General features: G+C 52.7%; 22 protein-coding genes and 2 tRNA genes. 17 read left to right on the forward strand and 7 right to left on the reverse strand.

Annotated features, from left to right (window positions below):
- Window positions 1-26: 26 nt before the first annotated feature.
- Window positions 27-102 (reverse strand) — tRNA-Asn (locus tag EYC87_RS03815).
- 159 nt (window positions 103-261) lie between these two features.
- Between EYC87_RS03815 and uvrB the strand changes: the two genes are divergently transcribed.
- Window positions 262-2,277, forward strand: coding sequence for an excinuclease ABC subunit UvrB (gene uvrB, locus EYC87_RS03820; protein WP_007229191.1), 2,016 nt, complete (start codon window positions 262-264; stop codon window positions 2,275-2,277).
- Between the two features lie 3 nt (window positions 2,278-2,280).
- On the opposite strand, the gene EYC87_RS03825 is transcribed toward uvrB, so the two are convergent.
- The 3 genes from EYC87_RS03825 to pdsR all read right to left on the reverse strand — a co-directional run bounded on the left by EYC87_RS03825 (window position 2,281) and on the right by pdsR (window position 5,377).
- Window positions 2,281-2,511, reverse strand: a complete 231-nt coding sequence (locus EYC87_RS03825) for a hypothetical protein (RefSeq protein WP_279251693.1) — start codon at window positions 2,509-2,511, stop codon at window positions 2,281-2,283.
- Window positions 2,512-2,633: 122 nt separating this feature from the next.
- Window positions 2,634-4,700: an ATP-binding protein gene (locus tag EYC87_RS03830; RefSeq protein WP_279251694.1), complete on the reverse strand. Its 2,067-nt coding sequence runs from the start codon at window positions 4,698-4,700 to the stop codon at window positions 2,634-2,636.
- Complete coding sequence (gene pdsR, locus EYC87_RS03835) at window positions 4,688-5,377, reverse strand: proteobacterial dedicated sortase system response regulator (RefSeq protein WP_279251695.1); 690 nt, start codon at window positions 5,375-5,377, stop codon at window positions 4,688-4,690. The genes EYC87_RS03830 and pdsR overlap by 13 nt, the downstream gene beginning before the upstream one ends.
- A 165-nt stretch (window positions 5,378-5,542) precedes the next feature.
- Here pdsR and EYC87_RS03840 point away from each other — a divergent pair, with 165 nt between their 5' ends.
- The 13 genes from EYC87_RS03840 (at window position 5,543) to EYC87_RS03900 (ending at window position 18,883) form a co-directional block, all read left to right on the forward strand.
- Entirely contained in the window at window positions 5,543-7,720 is a 2,178-nt protein-coding gene (locus EYC87_RS03840) for a marine proteobacterial sortase target protein (protein WP_279251696.1), read from the forward strand.
- On the forward strand, window positions 7,713-8,339 hold the full coding sequence (locus tag EYC87_RS03845; protein ID WP_279251697.1) for a class GN sortase: 627 nt from the start codon (window positions 7,713-7,715) through the stop codon (window positions 8,337-8,339). Before EYC87_RS03840 ends, EYC87_RS03845 begins: the two co-directional genes overlap by 8 nt.
- Window positions 8,340-8,414: 75 nt before the next feature.
- Complete coding sequence (locus tag EYC87_RS03850; RefSeq protein ID WP_279251698.1) at window positions 8,415-9,791, forward strand: wax ester/triacylglycerol synthase family O-acyltransferase; 1,377 nt, start codon at window positions 8,415-8,417, stop codon at window positions 9,789-9,791.
- Complete coding sequence (locus EYC87_RS03855; protein WP_279251699.1) at window positions 9,788-11,059, forward strand: alpha/beta fold hydrolase; 1,272 nt, start codon at window positions 9,788-9,790, stop codon at window positions 11,057-11,059. The genes EYC87_RS03850 and EYC87_RS03855 overlap by 4 nt, the downstream gene beginning before the upstream one ends.
- 240 nt (window positions 11,060-11,299) lie before the next feature.
- Window positions 11,300-13,222 (forward strand): threonine--tRNA ligase, encoded by a 1,923-nt coding sequence (gene thrS, locus EYC87_RS03860; RefSeq protein ID WP_279251700.1) that lies wholly within the window; start codon window positions 11,300-11,302, stop codon window positions 13,220-13,222.
- A 51-nt stretch (window positions 13,223-13,273) separates the two neighbouring features.
- Window positions 13,274-13,771: a translation initiation factor IF-3 gene (gene infC, locus EYC87_RS03865; protein WP_479723009.1), complete on the forward strand. Its 498-nt coding sequence runs from the start codon at window positions 13,274-13,276 to the stop codon at window positions 13,769-13,771.
- Between the two features lie 59 nt (window positions 13,772-13,830).
- On the forward strand, window positions 13,831-14,025 hold the full coding sequence (rpmI, locus tag EYC87_RS03870) for a 50S ribosomal protein L35 (RefSeq protein WP_007229038.1): 195 nt from the start codon (window positions 13,831-13,833) through the stop codon (window positions 14,023-14,025).
- Window positions 14,026-14,043: 18 nt separating this feature from the next.
- A complete protein-coding gene (gene rplT / locus EYC87_RS03875; protein WP_040541246.1) occupies window positions 14,044-14,400 on the forward strand; it encodes a 50S ribosomal protein L20 in 357 nt (118 codons plus the stop codon).
- A 275-nt stretch (window positions 14,401-14,675) separates the two neighbouring features.
- Window positions 14,676-15,689 (forward strand): phenylalanine--tRNA ligase subunit alpha, encoded by a 1,014-nt coding sequence (gene pheS, locus EYC87_RS03880; RefSeq protein ID WP_007229102.1) that lies wholly within the window; start codon window positions 14,676-14,678, stop codon window positions 15,687-15,689.
- A 28-nt stretch (window positions 15,690-15,717) separates the two neighbouring features.
- Window positions 15,718-18,093: a phenylalanine--tRNA ligase subunit beta gene (pheT, locus tag EYC87_RS03885; protein WP_279251701.1), complete on the forward strand. Its 2,376-nt coding sequence runs from the start codon at window positions 15,718-15,720 to the stop codon at window positions 18,091-18,093.
- Between the two features lie 11 nt (window positions 18,094-18,104).
- Window positions 18,105-18,407, forward strand: coding sequence for an integration host factor subunit alpha (ihfA, locus tag EYC87_RS03890; RefSeq protein WP_279251702.1), 303 nt, complete (start codon window positions 18,105-18,107; stop codon window positions 18,405-18,407).
- Entirely contained in the window at window positions 18,388-18,750 is a 363-nt protein-coding gene (locus EYC87_RS03895; RefSeq protein ID WP_279251703.1) for a MerR family transcriptional regulator, read from the forward strand. The genes ihfA and EYC87_RS03895 overlap by 20 nt, the downstream gene beginning before the upstream one ends.
- Window positions 18,751-18,806: 56 nt before the next feature.
- A tRNA-Pro gene (locus tag EYC87_RS03900) sits at window positions 18,807-18,883 on the forward strand.
- 529 nt (window positions 18,884-19,412) lie between these two features.
- Here EYC87_RS03900 and EYC87_RS03905 read toward each other — a convergent pair.
- Together EYC87_RS03905 and EYC87_RS03910 are read right to left on the reverse strand one after the other, a co-directional pair.
- The gene (locus EYC87_RS03905) at window positions 19,413-20,108 is read right to left on the reverse strand and encodes an anti-sigma factor family protein (RefSeq protein ID WP_279251704.1); all 696 of its coding nucleotides are present in this window, start codon (window positions 20,106-20,108) and stop codon (window positions 19,413-19,415) included.
- Window positions 20,109-20,132: 24 nt separating this feature from the next.
- Window positions 20,133-20,624: an RNA polymerase sigma factor gene (locus EYC87_RS03910; protein ID WP_279251705.1), complete on the reverse strand. Its 492-nt coding sequence runs from the start codon at window positions 20,622-20,624 to the stop codon at window positions 20,133-20,135.
- Between the two features lie 149 nt (window positions 20,625-20,773).
- Here EYC87_RS03910 and EYC87_RS03915 point away from each other — a divergent pair, with 149 nt between their 5' ends.
- Entirely contained in the window at window positions 20,774-22,573 is a 1,800-nt protein-coding gene (locus EYC87_RS03915) for a S8 family serine peptidase (protein ID WP_279251706.1), read from the forward strand.
- On the opposite strand, the gene EYC87_RS03920 is transcribed toward EYC87_RS03915, so the two are convergent.
- Entirely contained in the window at window positions 22,574-23,500 is a 927-nt protein-coding gene (locus EYC87_RS03920; protein WP_279251707.1) for a hypothetical protein, read from the reverse strand.
- Window positions 23,501-23,937: 437 nt separating this feature from the next.
- Between EYC87_RS03920 and EYC87_RS03925 the strand changes: the two genes are divergently transcribed.
- Complete coding sequence (locus tag EYC87_RS03925; protein ID WP_279251708.1) at window positions 23,938-24,186, forward strand: hypothetical protein; 249 nt, start codon at window positions 23,938-23,940, stop codon at window positions 24,184-24,186.
- 41 nt (window positions 24,187-24,227) lie between these two features.
- The gene (locus tag EYC87_RS03930; RefSeq protein ID WP_007228965.1) at window positions 24,228-24,500 is read left to right on the forward strand and encodes a DUF3144 domain-containing protein; all 273 of its coding nucleotides are present in this window, start codon (window positions 24,228-24,230) and stop codon (window positions 24,498-24,500) included.
- The last annotated feature ends 149 nt before the right edge of the window (window positions 24,501-24,649 follow it).

A 24,649-nucleotide genomic window follows, 5' to 3' on the forward strand; every position in this document is an offset into this window, starting at 1 on the left:
GCATGATGTGCGACCCTCTCTTTGTATGGCTCCGCCTGCTGGGCTCGAACCAGCGACCCAATGATTAACAGTCATTTGCTCTACCAACTGAGCTAAGGCGGAAATGCTCTCTTCAGAGGCCGCGTATATTAATGATCACCGGGGTTTGGGTCAACAGCAATTTTGGGATTATTTTGCAATCTGGACAGGGCCTCGATTGAGGCTGCAATTGATCGCTATGTGGATGATAATAAACGGCTATTTTTCATTTAGGTCGACGCCGTGTCACGCCCATTTAAAGTTGAGTCCAGTTTCCAGCCAGCAGGGGATCAGCCCGAGGCCATTCGCCAGCTGGTAGAAGGTATACAAGCAGGTCTGGCGTCCCAGACCCTGTTGGGGGTGACGGGTTCAGGCAAGACGTTCACTATGGCTCACGTGGTTGAACAAATGCAGCGGCCAACGATTATCATGGCCCATAATAAAACGCTCGCTGCCCAACTCTACGGTGAGTTCAAAGAGTTCTTTCCTAATAACGCGGTAGAGTACTTCGTCTCCTACTACGATTATTACCAGCCTGAGGCTTATGTTCCCTCTTCCGATACCTTTATCGAGAAGGATGCCTCAGTCAACGAGCACATTGAGCAGATGCGGCTGTCGGCGACCAAGGCGCTGATGGAGCGCGAGGACTGTCTGGTGGTTGCTACCGTATCAGCGATATACGGATTGGGTGACCCTGCCTCTTATTACAAGATGCGTATGCATTTGTCGCGGGGTGAAATTATTGATCAGCGCGAGGTTTTACGTCATCTCGCTGACCTGCAGTACACCCGTAACGATGTTGACTTTGGGCGTGCAAACTACCGCGTGCGTGGCGACGTTATCGATATTTTTCCCGCGGATTCTGAGCGGGAGGCGGTGCGCATCGAATTGTTTGATAAAGAAATTGAAAATATCTACACCTTTGATCCCCTTACCGGAGCGGTAGAGAGTAAAGTGCCGCGCATCACGATTTTCCCGAAGAGCCATTATGTTACCCCTCGCGACACCATGCTTCAGGCTGTGGAACAAATCGAGGCCGAGTTGGCAGTTCGTCTCGATCAACTTAAGGACAACCAGAAGCTGGTAGAAGCCCAGCGGTTAGGTCAGCGTACGAAGTACGACATGGAAATGATTCGCGAGCTGGGTTATTGCCAAGGGGTGGAAAATTATTCTCGCTACCTGTCAGGTCGAAAGGCAGGGGAGCCGCCGCCGACCCTGTTCGAGTATTTGCCCGATAATGCATTGGTTATTATTGACGAGTCTCATGCGACTATTCCTCAGATCGGTGCCATGTACAAAGGTGACCGCTCACGCAAGGAGACGCTGGTGGAATATGGATTCAGACTGCCATCTGCACTGGATAACCGGCCCTTGCGTTTCCAGGAGTGGGAGCAGCTGGTGCCACAGGCGATTTTTGTGTCAGCTACCCCCGGTGCTTACGAAGCAGACCACGCCGGGCGGGTGGTAGAGCAAGTTGTCAGGCCCACGGGCCTCATTGATCCTGAAATTGAAATTCGTCCTGCAACCTCGCAGGTTGACGACTTATTGGGAGAAATCAAACTCACCGTGGACCGGGGCGAGAGGGTATTGGTGACCACTCTCACCAAGCGCATGTCCGAGGATTTAACGGAGTATTTAGCAGATCACGGCGTTCGCGTGCGCTACCTGCACTCTGATATCGATACGGTCGAGCGCGTAGAAATCATCCGTGACCTGCGGTTGGGCGAGTTTGATGTGCTGGTGGGTATTAACTTGCTGAGGGAAGGACTGGATATGCCGGAGGTGTCGCTGGTGACCATTCTTGATGCAGACAAAGAGGGTTTTTTGCGCTCTGAGCGTTCATTAATCCAGACCATTGGACGGGCAGCCAGAAATCTCAATGGTCGGGCTATTCTTTATGCAGACCGCATGACGGGTTCAATGGAGCGAGCGATAGCAGAGACTGCGCGGCGCAGGGAAAAGCAGTTGGAACACAACGAGGAACACGGCATAACGCCCAGGGGGGTGGAAAAGTCGGTCAAGGATATTATGGAAGGCGCTCGGCGGATGCCAACCAAGGGCAAGGGCAAAAAAGTGGCGGAGCCCAAGTTGGCCTTTGGTGCCGAGGTGGCCAGGCTGTCGCCAGCGGCTTTGTCTCGAAAGCTGAAGCAGTTGGAGTCTCAAATGCAAGAGCACGCCAAAAACCTGGAGTTCGAGGAGGCGGCCGCTCTGCGGGATCAGCTGACCGAGTTCAAGCAAGTCGCGTTTTTGGCGGAGTAGTACCTAGGCCTCGTCTCTCGACATTACCCGTTCGAAATAGGCTATTGCTGCGGGGGTAGCCGTCATTTCAATCGACTCTTCTTCGCCGTCTGGTCCTAACCAGCTTGCAAGGTTTGACAGAACCGATTCCACAGGGCTCGTTGCCGTGCGCATCGCTCTGCTCTTCACCGGTTTAAGTGGCAACTCCTGTTGCGCTTGGTGTGAGTGATCTCTTCCTGCTGGAAATGCGGTCATTACGGGTCTCCTCGTTTGTCAATGAGAGCATGTTAAGGAGAGATCACTGAACCACACATGGCCGCGAGCGACAGTGTGGTGGCCGTGTGCGCCTTTCTGCTGCGGCCTTTTTTTGCTGAGCTTTATGCGGCGGGCAGAGTCATAGTCACTTTTACCCCATTGGGATCATTCATATTTTCGGCGTATACCTTGCCCTTGTGGTAGTCACTAATCAGTCGCACCACGTGCAGTCCCAATCCAAGGTGTACAGTTTCGTCACTGTTTTGGCGCACCGACACCATAGGTTCAAACAGCTTGCTCTTGAGGTTCGCAGGTATTCTCGGTCCTTGGTTACAGACCGCGACAGCCCAATCACCATCGATAGCTTCCAACTGCAGTTCGATGGGCGAGCCGTCGCTGCTAAACGACACCGAATTTTCCACAAGTTTGTCCAGTGCCTGGGCAAGTAACTCCGGCGCCGCCCATGCAAGTGCTTGCTCTTGGCTGGTATTCAATGTGATAGCGTTAGTGCTGTATAAATCGCTATAGGCGGCGCACATCTCTCGCAATAGTGTGACCAGGTCGAAAGCAACGGTCTGGTTGTTACGAATACTTTCCTCCAGCCTGGATGCTTCGCTCATTGCATTGAGCATACGGTTAAGTCGACTGAGGCCGCCTCTTGCCCGCTCGAGATAAATGTCGGTTGTTTCTGTATTGCCCTGCTCCAGGTTTTCCAGCGAACTCTGGATTATCGCAATCGGGGTTCTGAGCTCATGCGATAGTTTGCGGCTCAAGGTTCGCAGGTACTCGTTGTATTCCCGCAGTTTTTCCAGCAGGTCGGCATAGTGACGCGACAATTCTCCTATTTCATCCTGCGCCCGACTGCGCGGGAATTCACCTGCGATAGCCCCTTCGGTATCGATGACTTTACTGGCTGCATCACTGAGACGTCTGATTCGGATTGATAGCAGTGTGGCATAAGCGAGCAGGCCCATTGCACCGATGCCAATAGCGAGCAGGCTATAACCGAGCAAGCGGCTGAATGCCTGGTCGGTGAGCGACAGGTACTGCTCTCCACTCTGGCTTACTATCACGCTACCTATGACCCTTTCACCGTGAAAGATGGGCGAGGCAGCCGCCAATAGAGTGCGAGTTTGACTGGCAGCAGCCCGATAGCGTGAACTGCTGTGCACACCGGCTAATGCGCTAGCTACGCTTTGTTTAGCGATTTTACCCGGGTTACCAGCGACGGGGAGGGAGGGTAGGTCATTCTCAGCCAAAATGCTGCGATAAACCCATCGAAGTAACCAAAAGGTGTCTGAGTTCGCGGAACCCACAGCGATTGGCTTTAATTCACCGACCCGCCAACGTCTGTTGTCAGTCACCTGGATTTCACGAGTTGCATGAGAAAATGGCGCCAGGGAATCGAGCAGCGCCGCGGAAGTATAAATTAGCCAGGGGGGAGCACTGGTCTCCAGCGCTGAGATGTTGCCAAGAGTTTCGAAGGAAGCGTTTTCTTTGCCGCTTTTATTGACGATATAGAAGCCAAGCCGTTCCCCGGTGTAAGCCAGCGGTATTTCCAACTCAAGGGTGTAACCGCCCACCGCATCCTGCCAATAGCCCTGTATGCGTCCAGGGTCATTGCCGCGCCACCTGCGATTAGCCGCGCGGGCCCGCAGGTTTCCCGGCGCAGCCGTAGCGATGACATATTCTTGTCGTTTCCCGTCCTGCCAGGTTCTCAGAATCAGGCGGTCTCCGTTGGGCTCACGGGAGAGCCCGGGGTTGTGGTAGATCACCTCTGGGTCTTTCACCTGTATTAACAAATATAGATTAGAGCCGCGCGTCACCGCTCGATAGCTCAGGGCCAGCGGCATGCTCAGGTCAGGGTTACTCAGGCTGGTTTTTGGCACATCTTCCCAGCCTTCGGCATAGCCATCCAGAGGGACGTACTGCGCCGATGGCAGTGCATACACAGGTGGCCGAGTATCGGCGGGCGATGTGATGCGAGCAGGGTCCGGATAGAGAGTTTTTTGCTCGGCGCCTACCACGGCGGCGACTGCCTCCGCTGTGGCCCGCAGACCCTGTTCCTGCCCCTGGCGAAGGGCTCCCTCCATTTCACGGATGAATTGACATCCTGCCCAGGGCAACGAAAGCAGCAGCAGGGAGACCAGAATCAACTGGCGCCGCAGGCTGAATTTTAGCCCTTCCATCGGTAACCCACGCCGTAGGCTGTATCAATGCTGCCAAAGTCAGCATCCAGTGCCTGAAATTTGCGCCTGATTCGCTTGATGTGGGAAGTGATGGTGTTGTCGTCCAGTACGACATTGGCACAGTCCATTAGCTGCTGCCGATTTTTGACGTGCCCCGGGTGGAGTGCAAGCGTATGCACCATCCAGAACTCGGTTACGCTAAGTTCCAGGGGCAATCCACGCCAGTTGGCTGTCATTCGCTCTTTGTTTAACTCCAGCGCACCTTGTACAACAAGATGCTTTTCCTGCTCCGGCTTCTGCAGAGCCTTGACCCGGCGAAACAGTGCATTAATCCTGGCGGTTAATTGTGCCTGGCTAATGCCTTTGGTGAGGTAGTCATCGGCTCCCAATCGGAAGCCGGAAATAATGTCCAACTCGGAATCTCTCGCGGTCAGAAATACAATCGGTATACCGGGAGCGCGGGCGCGCAGATCTCGGCAGAGTTCAAAGCCGCCTTCCATATCCTTGCCGAGTCCTACATCGATGATGGCAAGGTCAGGTAGCTGGATAGCGAAAGCCTCTGCGGCGCTGTTGCGATCGGCAAATAAAGAGACACGAAAACCTTGCCGCTGCAGGTGGTCACGGTAGTTTGCGGCAATGGCCGCCTCATCTTCAACGATGGCAATGTGCTGTTGCATATGGTCCCCGGTCCTTGGTGATTCCGCTATGGTTTCAAATATACCTTGTTAGCTCAAGCGCTCGTCATAATTGATCATAATTGGACATTGAAATGCCATTATTCGTGCCGTTGATTGCCATTGTTGGGAGTTTAGATAGAGGAAATCTAATCTGGAGTTTGAACAATGTATTTATCTCGCATCCATCAATTGTTTTCCCGTGATCTAAAGCGCTTCGGAGGCTGGCAATATTGGCTGTTGTTCCGGTGTCTTCCTATGTTGGTGTTCACCGCCCTATCAATAATGATCCTAGCAAGTACTAGTGCGCAGGCAGAAGACTATCTGGATGATGTGGCCAGTGGTCAAATGCTACTGCGGGAGGAGGGTGAAGATTACCAGCCAGCGCCAACCCAATCGACCAAGGTGGACTTGGTAGTGACAGGGATGCTGGCCACAGTCACTGTGGAACAGGAATTTCACAATGCGGGGGCCGATTGGGTTGAGGGTGTCTATGCCTTTCCGCTGCCTGAAGACGCGGCGGTGCGACGTCTAGAAATGTTGATAGGCGAGCGGCGAATTGTCGGTAAAATTCGTGAACGAAAAGAAGCTAAACGCGTTTACCAGCAGGCACTTAAGCAAGGGAAAAAGGCTGTTTTGGTGGAGCAGCAGCGGCCGAACTTATTTACTAATCGGGTGGCCAACATCGCTCCGGGAGAGAAGATTACTGTCAGGCTCGAGTACGTGCAGAGCGTGGAACACCGCAGTGGACGCTTTTCTTTGCGCTTGCCTACCACGATCACGCCACGATACATGCCAGGGATTGAGACAGAAACGGCAAACCAGGATATGAACGAAAACGTTGCTGTGACCCCCAGCCATGGTTGGGCATGGCCCACAGATCAGGTCACGGATGCACACTTGATTTCGCCGCTACAGTATTTCGCGCAGGGATCGGATTCAGCGCCCTTAAACCGGATTAAAATTTCAGCACGATTAGATATGGGCATGCCTCTAGCCAGTATTGAGTCACCCTATCATGAGATTGCTCTCAGTCGTCGCGCGGGTGTTTACAGCGTCAAGCTGGCTCAGGGTAGCGCCGAAATGGATCGGGATTTTGTGTTGCAGTGGTCTGCGGCGTCAGGAAGTCTCCCGGGCGCTGCCTTTTTTACTGAGCGTGTCGATGATCAGTACTATGGTCTGCTGATGTTGGTGCCGCCAGCTTCCCAGAGAGCTGCTGAAACCGTGCCCAGGGAGATTGTGTTTGTTATAGACACTTCAGGCTCTATGGGCGGCGTCTCTATCAAACAGGCGAAGGGAAGCCTCACCAGGGCTTTACGCCACCTGGGCCCGAATGATCGTTTCAATGTGATTGAGTTTAACTCGAGTCATCGAGCATTGTTCCAGCATGCGGTGCCTGCCAGTCATCACAACCTGCAGTTGGCGAGCGAGTATGTTCGTCATCTGGAAGCGTCCGGCGGGACAGAAATGATGCCGGCTCTGCAACTGGCCCTTAAGTTGCCTGGAGCGCAGGATGAGCTCCGCCCCGAGCCTGCATTGCGCCAGGTGATTTTTATCACCGATGGTGCGGTGGGAAATGAATCTGCGCTATTTGAACAAATTGTTGACAGCCTGGGCGGTAGTCGGCTTTTCACCGTCGGCATCGGTTCAGCACCTAACGCCTGGTTTATGCGAAAAGCCGCGGAATATGGACGTGGTACGTTTACCTACATTGGCGATGTGGCTGAGGTGGGTGAGAAAATGGATGCATTGTTTCTGAATTTGACCCGTCCTGTTGCGACCCATCTGAATGTCGATTGGCCCGACGGGGTTGATGTGTGGCCCGCACGAACGCCTGATCTTTACGCCGGAGAACCGCTGTTGATTGCGGTCAAATTAGGCGACGAGTTGCCTATTGATGGTTTGAAAATCCAGGGATTGTTGGGAGAGACAGAGTGGTCGACGAAGCTGCAGTTTCCAGCCGCATTGAATCCTTTGAGCATGAACAATAGTGAGGGTGTGGCCACCTTGTGGGCCCGCAAAAACATCGAGGGGCTGATTGATGAAAAGTACCGAGGTAAGAGTGAAGATTGGGTGCGACAGCGAGTATTACCTCTTGCGCTAAAACACTCTTTGCTCAGCCCCTATACCAGTTTTGTTGCAGTGGAGGAGGTTGTTTCTCGTTCCGAGAGCGAGGCAGCAAAAAGTAAGCCTTTGCCTAATACGCGGCCACAAGGTCAAAGTCCTCAGTTTTTTGCCTATCCCAACACGGCGACGACTGCGGCTGCCAACATCTGGTTGGGCAGCTTTCTGCTGTTGATAGCCCTGTTTATTATCGCGATAAGGGAGCGAGGTGCTGATGCCTGATTTGATGGCACGCGCACTGTTGCCACTGCTGATACTGCTGGCATTGCAGCAATTGGGAAGTGCAGGACTTATTAAAGCCAAAGCCGGACTGGCCCCTCTGATGCTGGCAAAAGCCTGGGAGCAGAGCCTTGCCTCCGAGGGGCGCCCCGTGAAACCGTGGCCATGGGCGGATACCTGGCCCGTGGCGAAGTTGCAGGTTCCTTCGATGGGGATCTCACAGTTTGTTTTAGCCGGCGACACGGGCAATGCTCTGGCCTTTGGACCAGGACATAATCTTGCGTCGGCTGCATTAGGGGCGGCGGGCCCTGCAATGATAGGCGGGCATCGAGATACCCATTTTCAGTTTCTCCAACACCTCAGAAAGGGTCAGCGAATAGTGCTGCAGTTGCCCGACGGTTTTTTGAGGCACTATCGGGTGAAGCAAATGACTGTTGATACTGCATCAGGTGACATGCTCTGGCCCAATGTTGGAGAGCAACTTCTGTTGGTGACTTGCTATCCTTTTGATGCGTTTGTGACCGGTGGTTCAGAGCGTTTTGTGGTGACGGCTGAGCCAGAATCCCTGCCACTGCAGACATTGGACGCATTGGGTGGCGAACCACAGCGAATATTGCTTTAGGCTAAATTGTGATTTTAGAAGCCCTGGATCTTGCTGCTATAATCCAGCGCCCACTGAATGACGATGCACAAAGTTATGCCTACGACTACTATGAAGCCACTGGATTCTGTCTGGCTGATGATGGAAACACCGGATACCCCAATGCATGTGGGTGTTCTGGCGAGCTTCGCGAAACCCGGTAGTGCCAGCAGGAGTTTTTATGCTGATATGGCTGAACAAATGCGCGCGGCGCAGGTTGTTTCGCCCTGGAATAGCCGCTTGTCTAGGGGATTAAGCCCGGGCATGGTTCCGGACAGAGAATTCGACATCGACTATCATTTCAGACGTTCAGCGCTTCCGCAGCCGGGGGGCGAGCGAGAGCTGGGAAGAATGGTTTCTCGTTTGCACAGCAATCCACTGGATCGAAGTCGGCCTCTTTGGGAATTCCATTTGATTGAAGGTTTGGAGCGTGACAGGTTCGCCTTCTACGTTAAAATTCACCACGCATTGGTAGAAGCCGTAAACGGAGTATCTGCACTGCTTTCTAATTTATCCTCTCGATCTCGAGTGCGCACAGCGAATCCTCTGTGGTCTCAGCCGCTGACTGACCATGACAATGACGATCTTACCGCGGGGCTGAATTCATCGGATCTGGCCGAGTCTTTGGACTCGATAGCTTCTCTGGGTAAAGCTGCGATGGGAATTGTGCAAGGCGCCGTTCGCCCGGGCGAGCGTAACAGTTTTTTATTTCCCCGCGGCACTCCCCGATCAACTTTGAACAGACGGATTAATTCGCAGCGTCGATTCGCAACTCAGCAGTTTGAAGAGCAGCGTATCGCCGCTTTGGCGAAGGCCACTGACAGCACGGTTAATGAAATTCTTACCTATCTTTGTGGCAGCTCTCTGCGCCGGTTTTTTAAGGAGTACAACGCGCTGCCTGAAGAGTCACTGATTGGCGTAATGCCGATTTCATTGCAGGAGCATGGTGAGCATTTAGCGGGTAATGCGATTGCGGGATTGAGGGTTCCTTTAGGCACTCATGTTGGCGACTCTGTCGCCCGCCTCGATACTGTGAAAGAAGCAATGAAGCGAGTGCGGAAGGATCGTGCAGCTTTGCCTCGCGAGACAGTGACACCCTATGTTCTGATGAGGGCGGCTCCAATGTTTGCCAGCCAGTTGAAAGGCGTTGGGCAGTTCGTACCGCCATTATTTAACCTTGCAGTTTCCAATACACCGGGCTCAGAGAAGCCGCTTTATTTTAATGGGGCTCGCCTGGAGGCGGTATACTCCTTGAGCCCACTGTTACAATTTAATGCGCTGAGCATAGATTGCGTAAGCTACGCAGGCACTTTCAATATCGGCTTCACTGGCGCCCGCGACACATTGCCTCGCCTGCAGCGAATGGCAGTCTACTTCGGTAAGGCTCTGGAAGAGCTTGAGGAACGGGTTGCCCCGGAGGAGGGTGCAGCATGAACAAACTCGCCAAATTAGCCCTGGACCAGGGTCTTGCCTTAAATCATCGCATGTCCGGCGTCACCGCAAACAGTCTTGATTGGTTGTTCAAACGAGACACATTGATCAAGTCAGGGCGAACCTGGTTTGAGCTGGTGCACGATGGCGACTTGATGTCGGTACGATATTACGAATTACCCGACGAAGACGAAATCGGCCTGGTTGACGGTAGCACTATGCCGATAAGGCGCGAGCAACATCCGGTGCCTCTGGTCTTGGTGCCGCCGCTGGGTGTTACAACGGAAACTTTCGACTTGATGCCCCAGCGCAGCCTGGTGCGCTATTTGGTGGCACGTGGGTTTAAGGTCTATCTACTGGATTGGGGCAAGCCGAAAAAAGAACACGCTCATCTGGGTATGTTGGATTATTGCGAGGACATGATGGGCACTGCCCTGGATAAGGTTCGTCGCCATTCTGGCAGTAAAGAATTGTCTTTGATGGGATGGTGCATGGGTGGCCTGTTTTGTCTTTTCTATCAGGGAATCGTCAAGGATAGGAGTATCCGCAATATTGTGACTATCGCCAGTCCTATTGACCTGGAGACAGGCAAGGGTGTTATTTCCATGGTTGCCGGTGTTGCGCAGGCGCTGGACGGGCCGGCTCAATTGGTGAGCAACTACACGAATCTTCGTCTCAATACGCTAAATCCCGCTCGCTTGTCTATGCCCGATTGGGCGACCACAATAGTCTTTAAATTGACGGACCCTGTGGGAAGTGTGACCACCTATTGGGATTTGGTGACCCGGCTATGGGATCGGGAGTTTGTGGAGTCTCATTCCACCACGTCGGACTATCTCAATAATATGTTGCGCTATCCTGGCGGCGTAGTGCGGGATATGGCCGGCGAGGTTGTCAGCGAGAATCAGATTGCCACTGGTCGGGTGCAAATACGCGATAAGGTGGCAGAGCTCGACAGTATCCAATCCGCCCTGCTGGCATTCGCAGGTGAGACCGACAACCTGGTTCCACCTGAGGTAGCGGAGCGTAGCGTGGAAATTGTCGCCTCAAACGACAAAGAGTTCCGCGTTGCTCCCGGAGGGCACATGGGGGTGATTATCGGCAGCAAGGCCCAGAGTGAGGTATGGAGTCAATCTGCTGATTGGTTGGAAGAGCGTTCCCAGGCGAAGCCGGTGAGGGCAAAACGCAAGCCCGTGTTAAAAACCAAGGCTGCAGCAAAAAATAAGGCCAAAGTGCGGCCGAAGCTCAAAGCCAGGGCGGCGCGGAAATAGCCAGCTGGTAGCGTAAATTCTTCCTCTTTAATTAACGCCCTAGCTCCATTAGAATGCGCCTCCGGCCCAGATAGGGGCCGGCATCAGCACAAACATTCAAACTTAGGGTAACGGGTCACTGAATTGGTCACTAAAACACGGAATCGTTGCCGTGAAAATGTGAAAAGCTTAGTGAAAACAACCAGTTACGAAGCGCCATGTGGCCACTAGTAGGGGCCACCACTGACACCAGGAAAACGCATGCCTGTTATTACTCTGCCAGATGGCAGCCAACGCTCTTTTGAGAACCCCGTTTCTGTTCACGACGTCGCCGCCGATATCGGTCCCGGCCTGGCCAAAGCGGCCCTGGCGGGCGTGGTTGATGGCCGCGAGGTAGATACCTCCCATATCGTTGAGGCGGACGCTGCGCTTGCCATTATCACTGAGCGCGATGAAGCGGGACTGGAAGTAATCCGTCACTCCACAGCTCACCTGCTGGCTCAGGCAACACAGCAGCTATTTCCCGGTATCCAGGTCACCATCGGCCCGGTGATTGAGGATGGTTTCTTTTATGACTTTGCCACTGGCCATAATTTTACTCCAGAAGACCTCCAGAAAATCGAGCAACGGATGGAAGAAATCGTTCAGCAGGACCTGACGGTGGAGCGTATTGTCTGCAGTCGTGAAAAGGCGGTCGAAATTTTCCGCAATATGGGCGAGCGCTACAAGGTACAAATCATTGAAGATCTGCCTGCTGACGAGGAAATTTCAATTTACCAACAAGGTGCCTGGATGGACCTCTGCCGGGGTCCCCATGTACCCAGTACAGGGAAGCTCAAAGCGTTCAAACTGACCAAGGTAGCTGGAGCTTATTGGCGCGGTGACTCCAACAACGAAATGCTGCAGCGTGTTTACGGCACAGCCTGGGCAAATAAGAAGCAGCTTAAACAGTACCTCAATAGAATCGAAGAAGCCGAAAAGCGCGATCATCGCAAGATCGGTAAAAAACTTGATCTGTTCCATACCCAGGAAGAAGCCCCGGGCATGGTTTTCTGGCACCCCGCTGGTTGGAGTATTTACCAAACAATTGAGCAGTACATGCGCGAGGCGCAGCAGCAACACGATTACCAGGAAATTAAAACACCACAACTGGTCGATTTGTCCCTGTGGAAGAAGTCGGGACATGCCGACAAGTTTGGCGATGACATGTTCATGCTCAAGGCAGAGGACCGCGAGTTTGCTGTCAAACCTATGAACTGCCCCTGTCATGTGCAGGTGTTTAATCAGGGCTTGAAGTCCTATCGTGACTTGCCACTGCGATTGGCTGAATTTGGTTCCTGCCATCGCAATGAGCCCTCGGGTTCATTGCACGGGATCATGCGTGTCCGCGGCTTTGTGCAGGACGATGCCCACATTTTTTGTACCGAAGAGCAGATCCAGCCTGAGGTTTCTTCTTTTATCGATTTCTTGCACGCGGTCTATGAGGATTTCGGCTTTTCCGATGTGATCTATCGTCTGTCGACTCGCCCGGAGCAAAGGGTGGGTTCCGATCAGGACTGGGACAGGGCGGAAAAAGCCTTAGCCGACGCACTGAATGCGCAGGATCTTCCGTGGGAGACATTACCAGGAGAGGGCGCTTTTTACGGTCCCAAGATCGAATTCTCGCTCAAGGATTGCATTGGTCGAGTCTGGCAATTAGGTACCATTCAGGTTGATTTTTCCATGCCCGGTCGTCTTGATGCGCAGTACGTAGCGGAGGACGGTTCTCGTCAGGTGCCGGTGATGTTGCACCGGGCCATACTTGGATCTTTCGAGCGATTTATCGGAATATTGATCGAACACTATGAAGGGATATTCCCCACCTGGTTGGCTCCAACACAGGCTGTAGTGCTCAATATCACCGATAAACAGTCCGAATATGCCAAATCTGTGGAAGATTCCTTAAAAAACAAGGGCTTTCGGGTCATTTCGGACTTGAGAAACGAGAAGATCGGCTTTAAAATCCGCGAGCACACGATTCAGAAGGTTCCGTACCTGCTTGTGGTAGGGGACAAAGAAGTAGAATCACAGACATTGGCCGTGCGCGCCCGTCGTGGTGAGGACTTGGGATCCATGGATTTCGAAGCGTTTGAAACGCACCTCGCAGACGATGTAGCGCGACGCGGCCGTATTGCATTGAATTAATGGAGATACAGCATTAAGAAAGATAGCGGCAAAGGCGCCAGCAAAAAGGCGATCATCAATGACCAGATTACGGCAGACCCCGTGCGTCTGGTTGGAGCCGAAGGAGAGCAGGTAGGCATAGTTCCGCTGAGCGAAGCGATTGCAGCGGCTGAGGCAGCTGGTATGGACCTCGTTCTAATAGCTGATTCGGAACCCGCAGTCTGTAAGGTAATGGACTACGGGAAGCATATATTTGAAGCAAAGAAGCAAAAATCTGCTCAGAAGAAGAAGCAGAAGCGTACCCAGATTAAAGAAATGAAGTTTCGTCCAGGGACGGAGGAAGGAGATTATCAGGTAAAACTACGCAACCTGACACGTTTCCTTGAAAACGGCGATAAGGCCAAAGTAACGCTGCGTTTTCGTGGTCGTGAAATGGCTCACCAGGAAATTGGCATGGAGCTACTCAAACGAGTAGAAGCTGATCTGGCCGAGTTGGGTGGTGTCGAGCAATTCCCGAAAATGGAAGGCCGACAGCTCACAATGGTTATCGCACCCAAGAAGAAGAACTGATGGCATTGTGACGCCTCAGTTTCTTTAATTTTTATTACTCAAATGCGGAGTATTTGATTATGTCAAAAGCAAAAGTTCACAGTGGTGCTGCTAAGCGGTTTAAGAAAACCGCCGGCGGATACAAGCGTAAAAGCGCGAATAAGAGTCACATCCTGACCAAGATGACTACCAAGCGTAAGCGTCAGCTGCGTGGAACCAGCATGATTGATAAGAACGATGTTGTTCTGATCGATCGTATGATGCGTGCCAAGTAACGGTAAAGGAGAAGACTTATGCCTCGCGTAAAACGTGGAGTGGTGGCTCATCGCCGTCACAAGAAAATTCTGAAGCAGGCCAAAGGTTACTACGGTGCCCGAAGCCGTGTATTCCGAGTTGCCAAGCAAGCCGTTACCAAGGCTGGCCAATATGCATATCGTGACCGTCGTCAGCGCAAGCGTCAATTTCGCGCGCTGTGGATCACTCGCATCAATGCCCAGTCTCGAGCCAATGGCCTTAGCTATAGCCGTCTGATCAATGGTCTTAAAAAGGCCGATATCGCGCTGGATCGCCGTGTATTGGCGGACCTTGCGGTTCACGACAAGCCGGCTTTTGCAGCGATCGTGGAGCAAGCGAAAGCCTCTTTGGCTTAAGCCCACCCCCACCGCGGAAGGTTCGCGGTTCGCTGGCTACATGTAAAACAAAAAGGGAAAGGGCTCAGCTCTTTCCCTTTTTTTATGTACAGGAGATGCGGTATGTCGCGAAAGCTCGGCAATAGGGTCCGCACGCTGGGGAACAGATGCGTTCTCCCAGTCATAAAAATACTAGCGTCACTCTCGCGAAGGCGGGAACCCAGAGGCCTTGATAATCTTCTGGATACCTGCCAACAGCGGGGAGACGAAAATTAATCACTCAGAGATAGAGATTAATGGAAAACCTTGAAGCACTGGCCAGTGAGGCCAAAGCTGCAATAGAAGCAGCCGGTGATGGCGCTGCACTGGAACAATTGCGGGTGGATTATCTGGGTAAGAAAGGCGCGATCACGGCGTTGCTCAAAGGCCTGGGCAAGTTATCTGCGGAAGAGCGGCCGCAAGCTGGCGCTCAGATCAACCTGGTGAAACAGGAGTTGCAGGGACTGATTGGCGAGCGCAAAGCAACATTGGATGCGTCAGCGGTAGCCCGGCAATTGGCGGCCGAAACCATCGATGTCACGCTCCCTGGGCGCGGACAATCTACCGGCGGTATTCACCCGGTTACCCGCACCATGGAGCGCATGGAAGCTTTTTTCGCCGCCATTGGCTTTGAGGTGGTTGAGGGGCCTGAGATTGAAGACGACTACCATAACTTCGAGGCACTCAATATCCCCGCTCATCATCCCGCGAGAGCCATGCACGACACATTTTATGTCGACGAGCACACGGTGCTGCGAACACATACGTCACCAGTGCAGGTGAGGGTGATGGAGAGCCAGGAACCGCCGCTAAAAATTATTTGTCCGGGGCGTGTGTATCGCTGTGACTCGGATCTGACCCATACCCCCATGTTTCACCAGGTAGAGGGGTTATTGATAGATGAGCATTCAAGTTTCGCAGACCTCAAGGGTGTCATCGAAGAGTTCTTGCGCGTGTTCTTCGAAAAGGAATTGGATGTCCGCTTCAGGCCGTCTTATTTTCCTTTCACTGAGCCTTCTGCAGAGGTCGATATTCAATGCGTGAACTGCGGTGGCGACGGTTGTCGAGTTTGTAGTCATACCGGATGGCTGGAGGTTATGGGTTGCGGAATGGTGCACCCCAAAGTCTTCGAATCATCTAACATCGACACTGAAAAGTACTCGGGCTTTGCCTTCGGTATGGGCGTCGAGCGCCTTGCCATGTTGCGCTATGGCGTCAACGACTTAAGGCTGTTCTTTGACAACGACCTGCGTTTCCTCGAGCAGTTCTGACCACAGCGATTTCTGGAGAATATAGATAGTGATTATCAGTGAACAGTGGCTGCGTGAATGGGTTAGCCCCGAAATTAGTACCGAAGACCTGGCGCACCAAATTACCATGGCCGGGTTGGAAGTGGATGCGATCGACCCTGTCGCCGGTGAATTTACCGGCGTTTTAGTGGCAGAAATACTCTCCGCCCAGCAGCACCCGGATGCGGATAAGCTGCGGATCTGTGAAGTAAGCACGGGCGCCGAGACGGTGCAAATAGTGTGTGGCGCACCCAATGCGCGTGCTGGGCTCAAGGCACCACTGGCAACCGTCGGGGGAGTGTTGCCCGGTAATTTCAAAATCAAGAAGGCTAAACTGCGGGGTGCAGAGTCCGTCGGGATGCTCTGCGCAGAGCAGGAGTTAGGTTTATCTGACGCCAGTGATGGTTTGATGGAATTGGCCGATGACGCCCCGGTGGGTGTTGATCTTCGTGATTACCTCAAGCTGGATGACCGAATGATTGAAATCGGTCTTACGCCTAACCGCGCTGATTGCCTCGGGCTTGCGGGCATCGCGCGGGAAGTAGGGCTGTTGAACGAGCTTGCAGTGAAAGCGCCTTTAATAGAGGCCGTACCAGCGTCAATAGAAGACTCTTTTCCTGTTGAGTTGCTGGCTCCCGAGCGTTGTCCTCGGTTTGTTAGCCGAGTGATTCGCGGGATCGATATTTCCAGTCCCAGTCCACTGTGGTTGCAGGAAAAATTGCGCAGGGTCGGCTTGCGTTCTATTGATGCAGTAGTGGACGTCACTAACTTCGTAATGATGGAGTTGGGGCAGCCCATGCACGCCTTTGACTACGGTAAGCTGGAGGGCGGCGTCAGGGTTCGCACCGCTGAACAGGGCGAGAGTTTGGAGTTGCTGGACGGCCAGACTGTAGAACTGGATAACGAGACGCTGGTCATTGCAGACCAAGGGAAAGCAGTAGCCATGGCCGGAGTCATGGGAGGGCAGGGAACTGCTGTCAGCGACAGCACAGTCGATCTGTTTCTTGAGGTGGCTTTCTTTACACCAGAGCTGATGGCAGGAAAAGCCAGGTCCTATGGTATGCATACAGATGCATCTCATCGCTTTGAGCGAGGTGTCGATTTCAAACTGCAGGCCACCGCTATGGAGCGGGCTACCGCGTTACTACTCGAAATTGTTGGCGGAGAGGCGGGTCCACTGCAGGAGACGGTCTCTGAGCCCCACTTGCCTGTTCGGCCGGATGTTTCGCTGCGCGCTGCGCGCATTCAAAAATTGCTCGGCTTTGAGATGGACAGCGAAGAGGTTGTTCGCATTCTGGCGGGTCTTGGTTTGGGCGTGACTGCCACTAATGAAGGATGGAGTTGCACGGTGCCAAGTTGGCGATTCGACATTGCCATCGAGGCGGATTTGCTGGAAGAGCTGGCCCGGGTTTATGGCTACAACCGATTGCCAGTGACGCAGATCAATGCCAATCTTGAGATTCCGTCCCGTCCTGAACAATCATTGGCATTATCGGATCTGCGATGCCACCTGGCGGCAAGAGGCTATAGAGAGGCTATTACCTACAGCTTTGTCGATCCTAAATTACAGCAGATGTTCGACCCCGGTCTAAAGCCAGTAGCCCTGAGTAATCCCATATCTGCTGATATGGCCGTTATGCGCACCAGCTTACTTTCCGGACTTGTTGCTGCGGTATTACGCAATACCAATCGTCAGCAGCCGCGAGTACGGATGTTTGAAACAGGCCTGCGTTTCTTGCCAGGTGAGGACGGTCTGAAGCAGTTGCCCAGTCTGGCGATGGTGATGACTGGCAGTCGCTTCGAAGAGGCCTGGAATGCTGATTCCGATGCAGCTGACTTTTTCGATTTGAAGGGTGATCTGGAGAGCCTGCTTGAACTTACCAGGGCGTCTGAGAGCTTCAGTTTCAGCGTTGCCAGCAGAGATGCTTTGCACCCTGGTCAAACAGCCCTGATTTACCGTGATGAGGAGGTGGTGGGTTATTTGGGCGCACTGCACCCTTCGTTGTGCAGTGAGTTAGGTCTGAACGCACCGCTTTATGCCTGTGAGATTACCCTTTCGGCGTTGCTCCAACGCGATCTGCCCGAGTTTGCCGAGCTCTCCAAGTTCCCCGAAGTTCGCCGAGATTTGGCCGTTTTAGTGGATAAAACGGTTCCGTCTCACGAACTTATGGCAAATGTTCGTGCCTCAGCAGGGACTTACCTCACGGACTTAACCCTCTTTGATGTCTATGATGGCAAAGGCATTGATCCTAAACGAAAAAGTCTGGCCCTGGGTTTGACTTTCAGAGATTCTTCACGCACTCTTAGTGACGAAGACGTGAATCTGGCAGTCGACCAAGTCGTTGATTCGCTGGAGAAAAAGTATAAAGCCGAGCTTAGGAACTAGGTAACGGGACGATGACCGCGCTAACAAAATCTGAAATGGCAGAACGCCTGTTTGAGGAGCTTGGGCTCAACAAACGGGAAGCCAAAGAGATTGTTGAGCTCTTTTTCGAGGAGATCCGCGCCTGCCTCGAAAACAATGAGCAGGTGAAGTTGTCAGGCTTTGGCAATTTTGACCTGCGTGACAAGAGCCAGCGGCCGGGGCGTAACCCGAAAACCGGGGAAGAAATACCGATATCAGCCCGTAGGGTGGTGACTTTCCGTCCTGGACAAAAGCTCAAAGCCCGAGTAGAGGAATATGCTGGAACCGAGCAATAACCATGAACTACCCGCCATTCCGGGCAAACGCTACTTCACCATAGGCGAAGTCAGCGAGCTCTGTGCCGTAAAACCTCATGTATTGCGTTACTGGGAGCAAGAGTTCCCTCAGCTAAAGCCCGTTAAGCGCCGCGGAAACCGCCGTTACTATCAGCGTGACGACGTGCTCACCATCCGTCAAATCCGCGGCCTACTATATGATCAGGGCTACACGATTGGTGGCGCTCGACAGCGCATGACCGACCAGGACAATGGCCCTACAGGCGTCGATATAACAGCGGTTATTCAGGAAACTATCGAAGAGTTGGAAGAACTGCTGAAAACGCTATCGCCCTCGAAATAGTATTTGTATGCAGTGCGGTATTGAGTATAATGCCGCCTCGCTGGTAAAGCGGGTTTCGGGGCGTAGCGCAGTCTGGTAGCGCACCACACTGGGGGTGTGGTGGTCGTAGGTTCAAATCCTGCCGTCCCGACCATAAAACTGTTGAAAAAGGTCACCTAAGAGGTGGCCTTTTTTGGTTTTGGTGAGGCGATTAACCGCCTTGGCGCTCTGACCGGGGCGGTAGCTTACAAATCGTTAGATTATTTTCGAAAATGATGGAATAAAGCGGGTGGCATGCACGTCATGTTTTTAAAGTGGAGTGAAACACCACCTCGAGGTAACGGGTTGTCAGTTATTTGGATACGCGCGAAAGTCCACACGGACATCACAGAATGCGTTGCTGCCACCGCCGACCTCACTCTTTTCGCTATAGATCTGGACAAGGTAGCTTGTTTGGATCTATGGCTCATGCCTCCCAGAGCGGGGACCGCTAGCCCTCCGCACTGAACTTCAGGGCCTGTCACCTACATGGGGTGGCAGGCCCTGTTTCTCTTTTAAATCAATCATTTAGCGTTCGCTAAAACCTTTTAACGCTTAGCGTCGCTGTGACTTCCGTAGATGTTTTGAGCATAAAAAAGCCCGGCGATCTTGCGACAACCGGGCCAAGGGGTATATCTATGGACCTACTCGCTCCAGTTGGAGGAGATGATAGATTTTTCCGCCGCTGCGTTAAGTGCTATACCCTCAGCTTTCTCAGCCAGGTAATTGGTTACTACATCTGAATCCCCCGCGCCCGCAGGGCGGAAGTCAGAAGCGTCTCCTGGGATGCTGGTGGGAGCCAGGACGCGAGTATTCCAGCGGCCGTCATCACGGCATGCAACACCATGTTCTGCGGCGCCTTCGAGCGCAACAAGGTACTCTCGGCACCAGGTGCCATCGACCGCCTTAAAGCTGAGCACCGGGCGCATTTCTCTGCCATCCGAGAGAGCCTTCCACCCGTCAGCCATAGAGGGCGTGGTCTCTAGTACCGAGGCAAGTGATGGAGCGGTGGTGGCGGGCGCCTGCCACTGTGGTGCTAATACCAGGCCAGCCGCAGCTATTAGGGACGCTGCGACTGCATATTGCCAGGCGGGTCGCCTGCGCTGTGGGAATGCCACAACGTTTGCGGGGGTTGGGCGGAGCATGTCGAGAATATGTTTTGGGGCCTGGTCAGTACCGGAATATGCCTGCCTAAGTCGGTTATCAAGGCTCCCGAGGCGATTTAGCGTATCCTGCAAGTCTGGCTCAGCAGTTAGACGCTGCTCCAGTCGACGGGTGGTGTCGTCATCCAGTTCCTGGTCCAGATACTGGGACAGTAATTCGTAATCCTGCTCGTTCATAATAGTGTCTCGTCAGCCATCTGTTTAATCGGGGCTGTAGTGCTGTAGTAAATTCTTCCTCGCTCTGGCGATGCGACTCATAACGGTCCCAACGGGAACCTCGAGTATTTCTGCTGCCTCAGCGTAGGTCTTTCCTTCTACGGTCACCAGGGTCAGGGTTAGCCTTTGCTCATCCGGCAGCTTTTCCAGCGCTGCTGATACAGCTTCTAATTTCCGTTCGCCGCCAGCGACTTCCTCGGTAGAATGTGACTCGTCATCTTCATCGGCTAACGCCGGATAACGCTGTCTAACACTCCTGGCTCGCAGCTCGTCAATCCAGACGTTTTTGCAAACCCGGTAACTCCACTTGGCAGGATGAGCGTCTTCTGGCATTCCTTTTTGCAACAACTTTTCAACGGTCGTTTGCAAGAGGTCGTCCGCGTCAGCGGCATTGCCAGTCAGCGAGTAGCAGTAACGGCGTAATCCACCCAGTTCGGCCATTAGGGCTTCACGTTGCGAATCCTTGAGCGCTGACATACAAATCCTGTTAAAATACTGGACGTTTAGCCGCATTATTTTATTCCATCAATTGGAATTTTTCTTGGCGCGGCACGTCATTAATACACTAGACGACGTTTTGTTGCGACGGTAAATATTAGCATGATTTGCGCAAGTTACTGAAAAATATGAACATATTAGATATATCCAGTGGTATTGGTCTGCTGCGTGCGGCTCTCATAGCGCTCAGTTTGGTCATTGCTATTCCTTATGGGGCGTTGGCTCAGGTTCCTGGGCAGCTGGTCGGTTCGGTCATTGAAGACGATCTAGAAGAATCTGTCGAAGACGTCGTCGAGGAAGCCGTAGACGACGCCATCGCAGAGGCAGCTGAGGAAAGCGCGCAAGAAGCAGTAGAAGAAGCCATCGAAGACCGGTTAACGCTGGGCCCTGGCGACCGCGTGGTCGAAGTAATAGAAGAACAGGTTGAAGAAGCTGTCGAGGAAGTAGTCGAGCAGGTAATTGAAGAAGAATCAGAACAGATAGTCGAAGAAACCATCGAAGGCAGCGTGGAAGACGCCATTGAAGATACGGTTGAAGAACAGATTGCCGATGCGGTCACTGAAGACGTCGAAGAGAACGTGGAAGAAAGTGTCGAAGAGGTCGTTGAGGAGGCCGTCGAAGAGGCCGTAGCCAGTACAGTAGAAGATTCGGTTGAAGATGAAATACAAGATGCTGTGCAGGAAGAAGTAGCTCAGAGTGTTGAATCGAACGTTGAGGAGAGTGTGGAAGGCGAGGTTGAAACTGCGGTCGAGAGTAGCGTAGAACAAGTGGTTGAAACCTCTGCTGAATTGCAAGTGGCTGACATCGTAGAAGAGCGTTTCGAAAGTCAGATTGATGACATTCTTGATGACCTGGAGACCGATCTTGATGTCGATGAGCAAAGAATACATCGCGAGCAGTGGCTGGTAATGGCTGAGCCTGCGGTTTTCGAGGAGTTAGCTGAGAAAGGTTACCTTTTCGATACCGTCACCGATCTGCCCGCTCTGGGCATGCGCATTGCGGAGGTGGCCGGGCCATCCAGCTTTGACATAACCGAGGTACGCCGCGGAGTGCTCGATGTGGTGGGCAAGGATAGAGCTGAGGTGGACCTTAATCACATTTATACAGCGGGATCACAGCTGGCGGTAAATAACACTGGTCTTACTCCCAGGGCTGCGATCAATATGCCTGAGCGAGGATCGCAACTTACACCCCGTATCGGGATGATTGATAGTGGGGTGGATCTCGACCACCCGGCATTCACGGCTGCTAATATCCAGAGCCGTTCTTTCGTGTCGCAGGGAGCACAGCTCCCCGACTTTCATGGCACCGCTATTGCATCAATCATCGCGGCTAATGACGCCGGTTATCAGGGACTACTACCGAATGCCCAGCTGTATGCGGCTGCGGTTTTTGAACAGGACGCTGAAAGAGGTGAAATTGCCTCGACGGTAAGTTTGCTGCGAGCGCTTGATTGGCTGATGTCGGCAGAGGTTGATGTCGTTAATATCAGTCTGGCTGGCCCCCCTAATCGATTACTGGAAGCTGCGCTTCAACGCGCCGCCGAGCGGGAAGTGCTGGTCATGGCTGCGGCTGGAAACGGCGGCCCGATCGCCAAGCCAATGTATCCGGCTGCGTATAATTCGGTTGTAGCGGTGACTGCAGTCGATGAGGGCCACCAGGTGTTCCGTCTGGCGAACCGTGGCGATTATCTTGATATCGCTGCTCCGGGTGTTGGTTTGCTGCACGCGAAAGCTGGGGGAGGCTATGTTGCGTCTTCGGGAACCTCTTTTGCAGTGCCATTTGCGGTAACCGCGGCGGCCAATCTCATGAGTCAACACCCTGAAAAAGACGTGATGACATCATTATACCAATCAGCGGAAGACCTTGGGCCCCCAGGACGCGATGAAATTTATGGTTATGGGTTGCTGCGCTTTGACGAGTCTTGATTACCAGCTGTATGACAGCCGGGTCCCTACCACCTCTTGGTCATAGTCTGAGCGTGGGTAATTAGAGTCGTAGTCAGCGTAGCCCGCGTAGACCGCGATTGCGCCAGACCCCAGAACCGGGTACTCAATATCCACCTGCCATCGATGTCGCTTGTCATCGCGCTCCTCTCCTATACTTGGCGTTACTGAGCTGTAATTACGGTGTTCATAACGCCACGAGAACTCAGTCTTGAGGACATCGCCAAATGCATCAAACCTATGGACATAGCGGGCCTTGATGTTGTTGGCGGCGTAGTCGAAACGATCCTCTATCGCATCTTCATCTTTGTATTTGTAACCGAAATTAAAATAGCTACGTAAGCCCCGGCGAAAATAGTAGAGATCCAGTTCGCCCGCATGGCTTTGGGCATCGCGTCCCTGGTTTTGTTCAATCGTTTTGTCAGAGTATACGTAGGCTCCGCGGGCGAACCACTTTTTGGCGAGAAACCCGGACAGGTACGGGGAAGCCCGGTAGTATTTTAAAAAAGCACTGCCGTCGAGGCGAGCGTTGATATAGTAAAGCGATAGTCCGGAGTTGATCTTGCGAAAGCTGGTGCCGAGATCAAGTCCCAGCAAATGTGTCTGCCTGTCAAGAAAACTGAACTGGTCGTAGTTGCTTTGGCTGAAATTGTAAGTAGCTGCGACATTGGTTGTGTCATTGAACTGATGATCCAGTTGCAGTTCCACATCCATATTGAGTGAATAGTCGCTCTCGCTACTGGAGGCATCCAGTTCGTCGATAGTGACGTTGCTATCATATTCAGCTCCCAGTCCTACTTCAGCTGAAAATTCAGTTGAAGCTTGACCCTCATCGCAAACAGCAGGCGTGGCGAACAACACGCTGGCAAGGGCGCAGGAAGTTTTAATCGTGTGTGCCGACAGCTTCATTCGGGGTCCTGGTAAAGTCGTACTTGTCTGTTCCGGGGGTTGCTTCCGGGGCTTGGACCAATGATAGCAAAAAAAAACAGGAGGAGGTCACATTGGAAATAACACCGCTGACGTGCAACTTAGAGGTCGATGTAGCGGCTAAGAACCCTGATTATGTTCAGTGATCTAGCCGCGTTATCTGCTTTTGGTCTTGGCTTTGGCAAGCCCTGTCGCTAGTTCGCAAAGCGAGTCCCCTAAGGAACGTGTGGCGCTATTGCATGGCGTGTTCAGATCGGCTTGTCTTAGACGCCTCTAAAGTGGAGTCGAGAGCGGAGGGGGCTTTCGATTTTTGGGGCGAATTTAAGCCGCTCGCTATAGATCAGTTGGGCTGGCGACAGCAGTAGTTTGTGCGTTAATTGGGACCAGTGGGGTTTCAGCCAGGAGTCATTGCGGGCAACTTGAGAAATACCACGTCTCTACCGGGCTTTCCCGATCAGCCCAGCGATGGAACTGTGTCTGTTGCAGAAACTATCGTTCCGGGAATGATGGACTTTTTACAAGTACCTAGGCTGCATAAGACCATGATTTTGAATTCCGTGGTCTGGGAACAAACTGAGCATTTTCTGCGAACGGGGGAATTTACCCGGGGGCTGATTAAGTATCTTTTAGCCGTTGCAGTGATTCGCACCGTCGCTCTAAAGTGCTAGACTCTTTCGCTTTCTCATACTCTGTTTTCAGGAGCTAACCGATGTCAAAATCTGATGCCGAACTTCACCACGAATGCATGAATCGTTTTATTGATCTTGCCAATACAATCAAGGATGAGAACGTGGGCACTCACGTTATTTCCGCAGCTATGATGTCGGCATCTGCCGTGTATGCAACGTATGTGTCCGCGGGAAATGAAGGCGGACTTACAGAATCAGGTATGGAGAAGGTTATTGACGCCTATCGGCACCAAATGCAACAGGTGCAAGCGATGAAAAAAGCGGAATTTGACCGAGCAAACGAGGCCTCTTAAATTCAAGCAGGGTTATTACGGTGAGAAGGCCAGAGCCTGGTGGTGGTATTTAAGCCTTTGACTGCACTCCTGGCCCCTGACCGTATCATCATCGTTACCCAGGCCTACTTCTTGGGCAGGGCTGCATTTTTGAGAGTCACCATCCTTGG

Origin of the sequence: Candidatus Seongchinamella marina (assembly GCF_026262685.1) — a bacterium.
Lineage (GTDB): Bacteria > Pseudomonadota > Gammaproteobacteria > Pseudomonadales > Halieaceae > Halioglobus > Halioglobus marinus.

What these genes read in the sequence shown, in the direction of transcription:
- EYC87_RS03825 (WP_279251693.1), bottom strand. Translation starts at nt 2,511, where the DNA reads ATGACCGCATTTCCAGCAGGAAGAGATCACTCACACCAAGCGCAACAG.
- EYC87_RS03830 (WP_279251694.1), bottom strand. Translation starts at nt 4,700, where the DNA reads ATGGAAGGGCTAAAATTCAGCCTGCGGCGCCAGTTGATTCTGGTCTCC.
- pdsR (WP_279251695.1), bottom strand. Translation starts at nt 5,377, where the DNA reads ATGCAACAGCACATTGCCATCGTTGAAGATGAGGCGGCCATTGCCGCA.
- EYC87_RS03840 (WP_279251696.1), top strand. Translation starts at nt 5,543, where the DNA reads ATGTATTTATCTCGCATCCATCAATTGTTTTCCCGTGATCTAAAGCGC.
- EYC87_RS03845 (WP_279251697.1), top strand. Translation starts at nt 7,713, where the DNA reads ATGCCTGATTTGATGGCACGCGCACTGTTGCCACTGCTGATACTGCTG.
- EYC87_RS03850 (WP_279251698.1), top strand. Translation starts at nt 8,415, where the DNA reads ATGCCTACGACTACTATGAAGCCACTGGATTCTGTCTGGCTGATGATG.
- EYC87_RS03855 (WP_279251699.1), top strand. Translation starts at nt 9,788, where the DNA reads ATGAACAAACTCGCCAAATTAGCCCTGGACCAGGGTCTTGCCTTAAAT.
- thrS (WP_279251700.1), top strand. Translation starts at nt 11,300, where the DNA reads ATGCCTGTTATTACTCTGCCAGATGGCAGCCAACGCTCTTTTGAGAAC.
- rpmI (WP_007229038.1), top strand. Translation starts at nt 13,831, where the DNA reads ATGTCAAAAGCAAAAGTTCACAGTGGTGCTGCTAAGCGGTTTAAGAAA.
- rplT (WP_040541246.1), top strand. Translation starts at nt 14,044, where the DNA reads ATGCCTCGCGTAAAACGTGGAGTGGTGGCTCATCGCCGTCACAAGAAA.
- pheS (WP_007229102.1), top strand. Translation starts at nt 14,676, where the DNA reads ATGGAAAACCTTGAAGCACTGGCCAGTGAGGCCAAAGCTGCAATAGAA.
- ihfA (WP_279251702.1), top strand. Translation starts at nt 18,105, where the DNA reads ATGACCGCGCTAACAAAATCTGAAATGGCAGAACGCCTGTTTGAGGAG.
- EYC87_RS03895 (WP_279251703.1), top strand. Translation starts at nt 18,388, where the DNA reads ATGCTGGAACCGAGCAATAACCATGAACTACCCGCCATTCCGGGCAAA.
- EYC87_RS03905 (WP_279251704.1), bottom strand. Translation starts at nt 20,108, where the DNA reads ATGAACGAGCAGGATTACGAATTACTGTCCCAGTATCTGGACCAGGAA.
- EYC87_RS03910 (WP_279251705.1), bottom strand. Translation starts at nt 20,624, where the DNA reads ATGTCAGCGCTCAAGGATTCGCAACGTGAAGCCCTAATGGCCGAACTG.
- EYC87_RS03915 (WP_279251706.1), top strand. Translation starts at nt 20,774, where the DNA reads ATGAACATATTAGATATATCCAGTGGTATTGGTCTGCTGCGTGCGGCT.
- EYC87_RS03920 (WP_279251707.1), bottom strand. Translation starts at nt 23,500, where the DNA reads ATGAAGCTGTCGGCACACACGATTAAAACTTCCTGCGCCCTTGCCAGC.
- EYC87_RS03930 (WP_007228965.1), top strand. Translation starts at nt 24,228, where the DNA reads ATGTCAAAATCTGATGCCGAACTTCACCACGAATGCATGAATCGTTTT.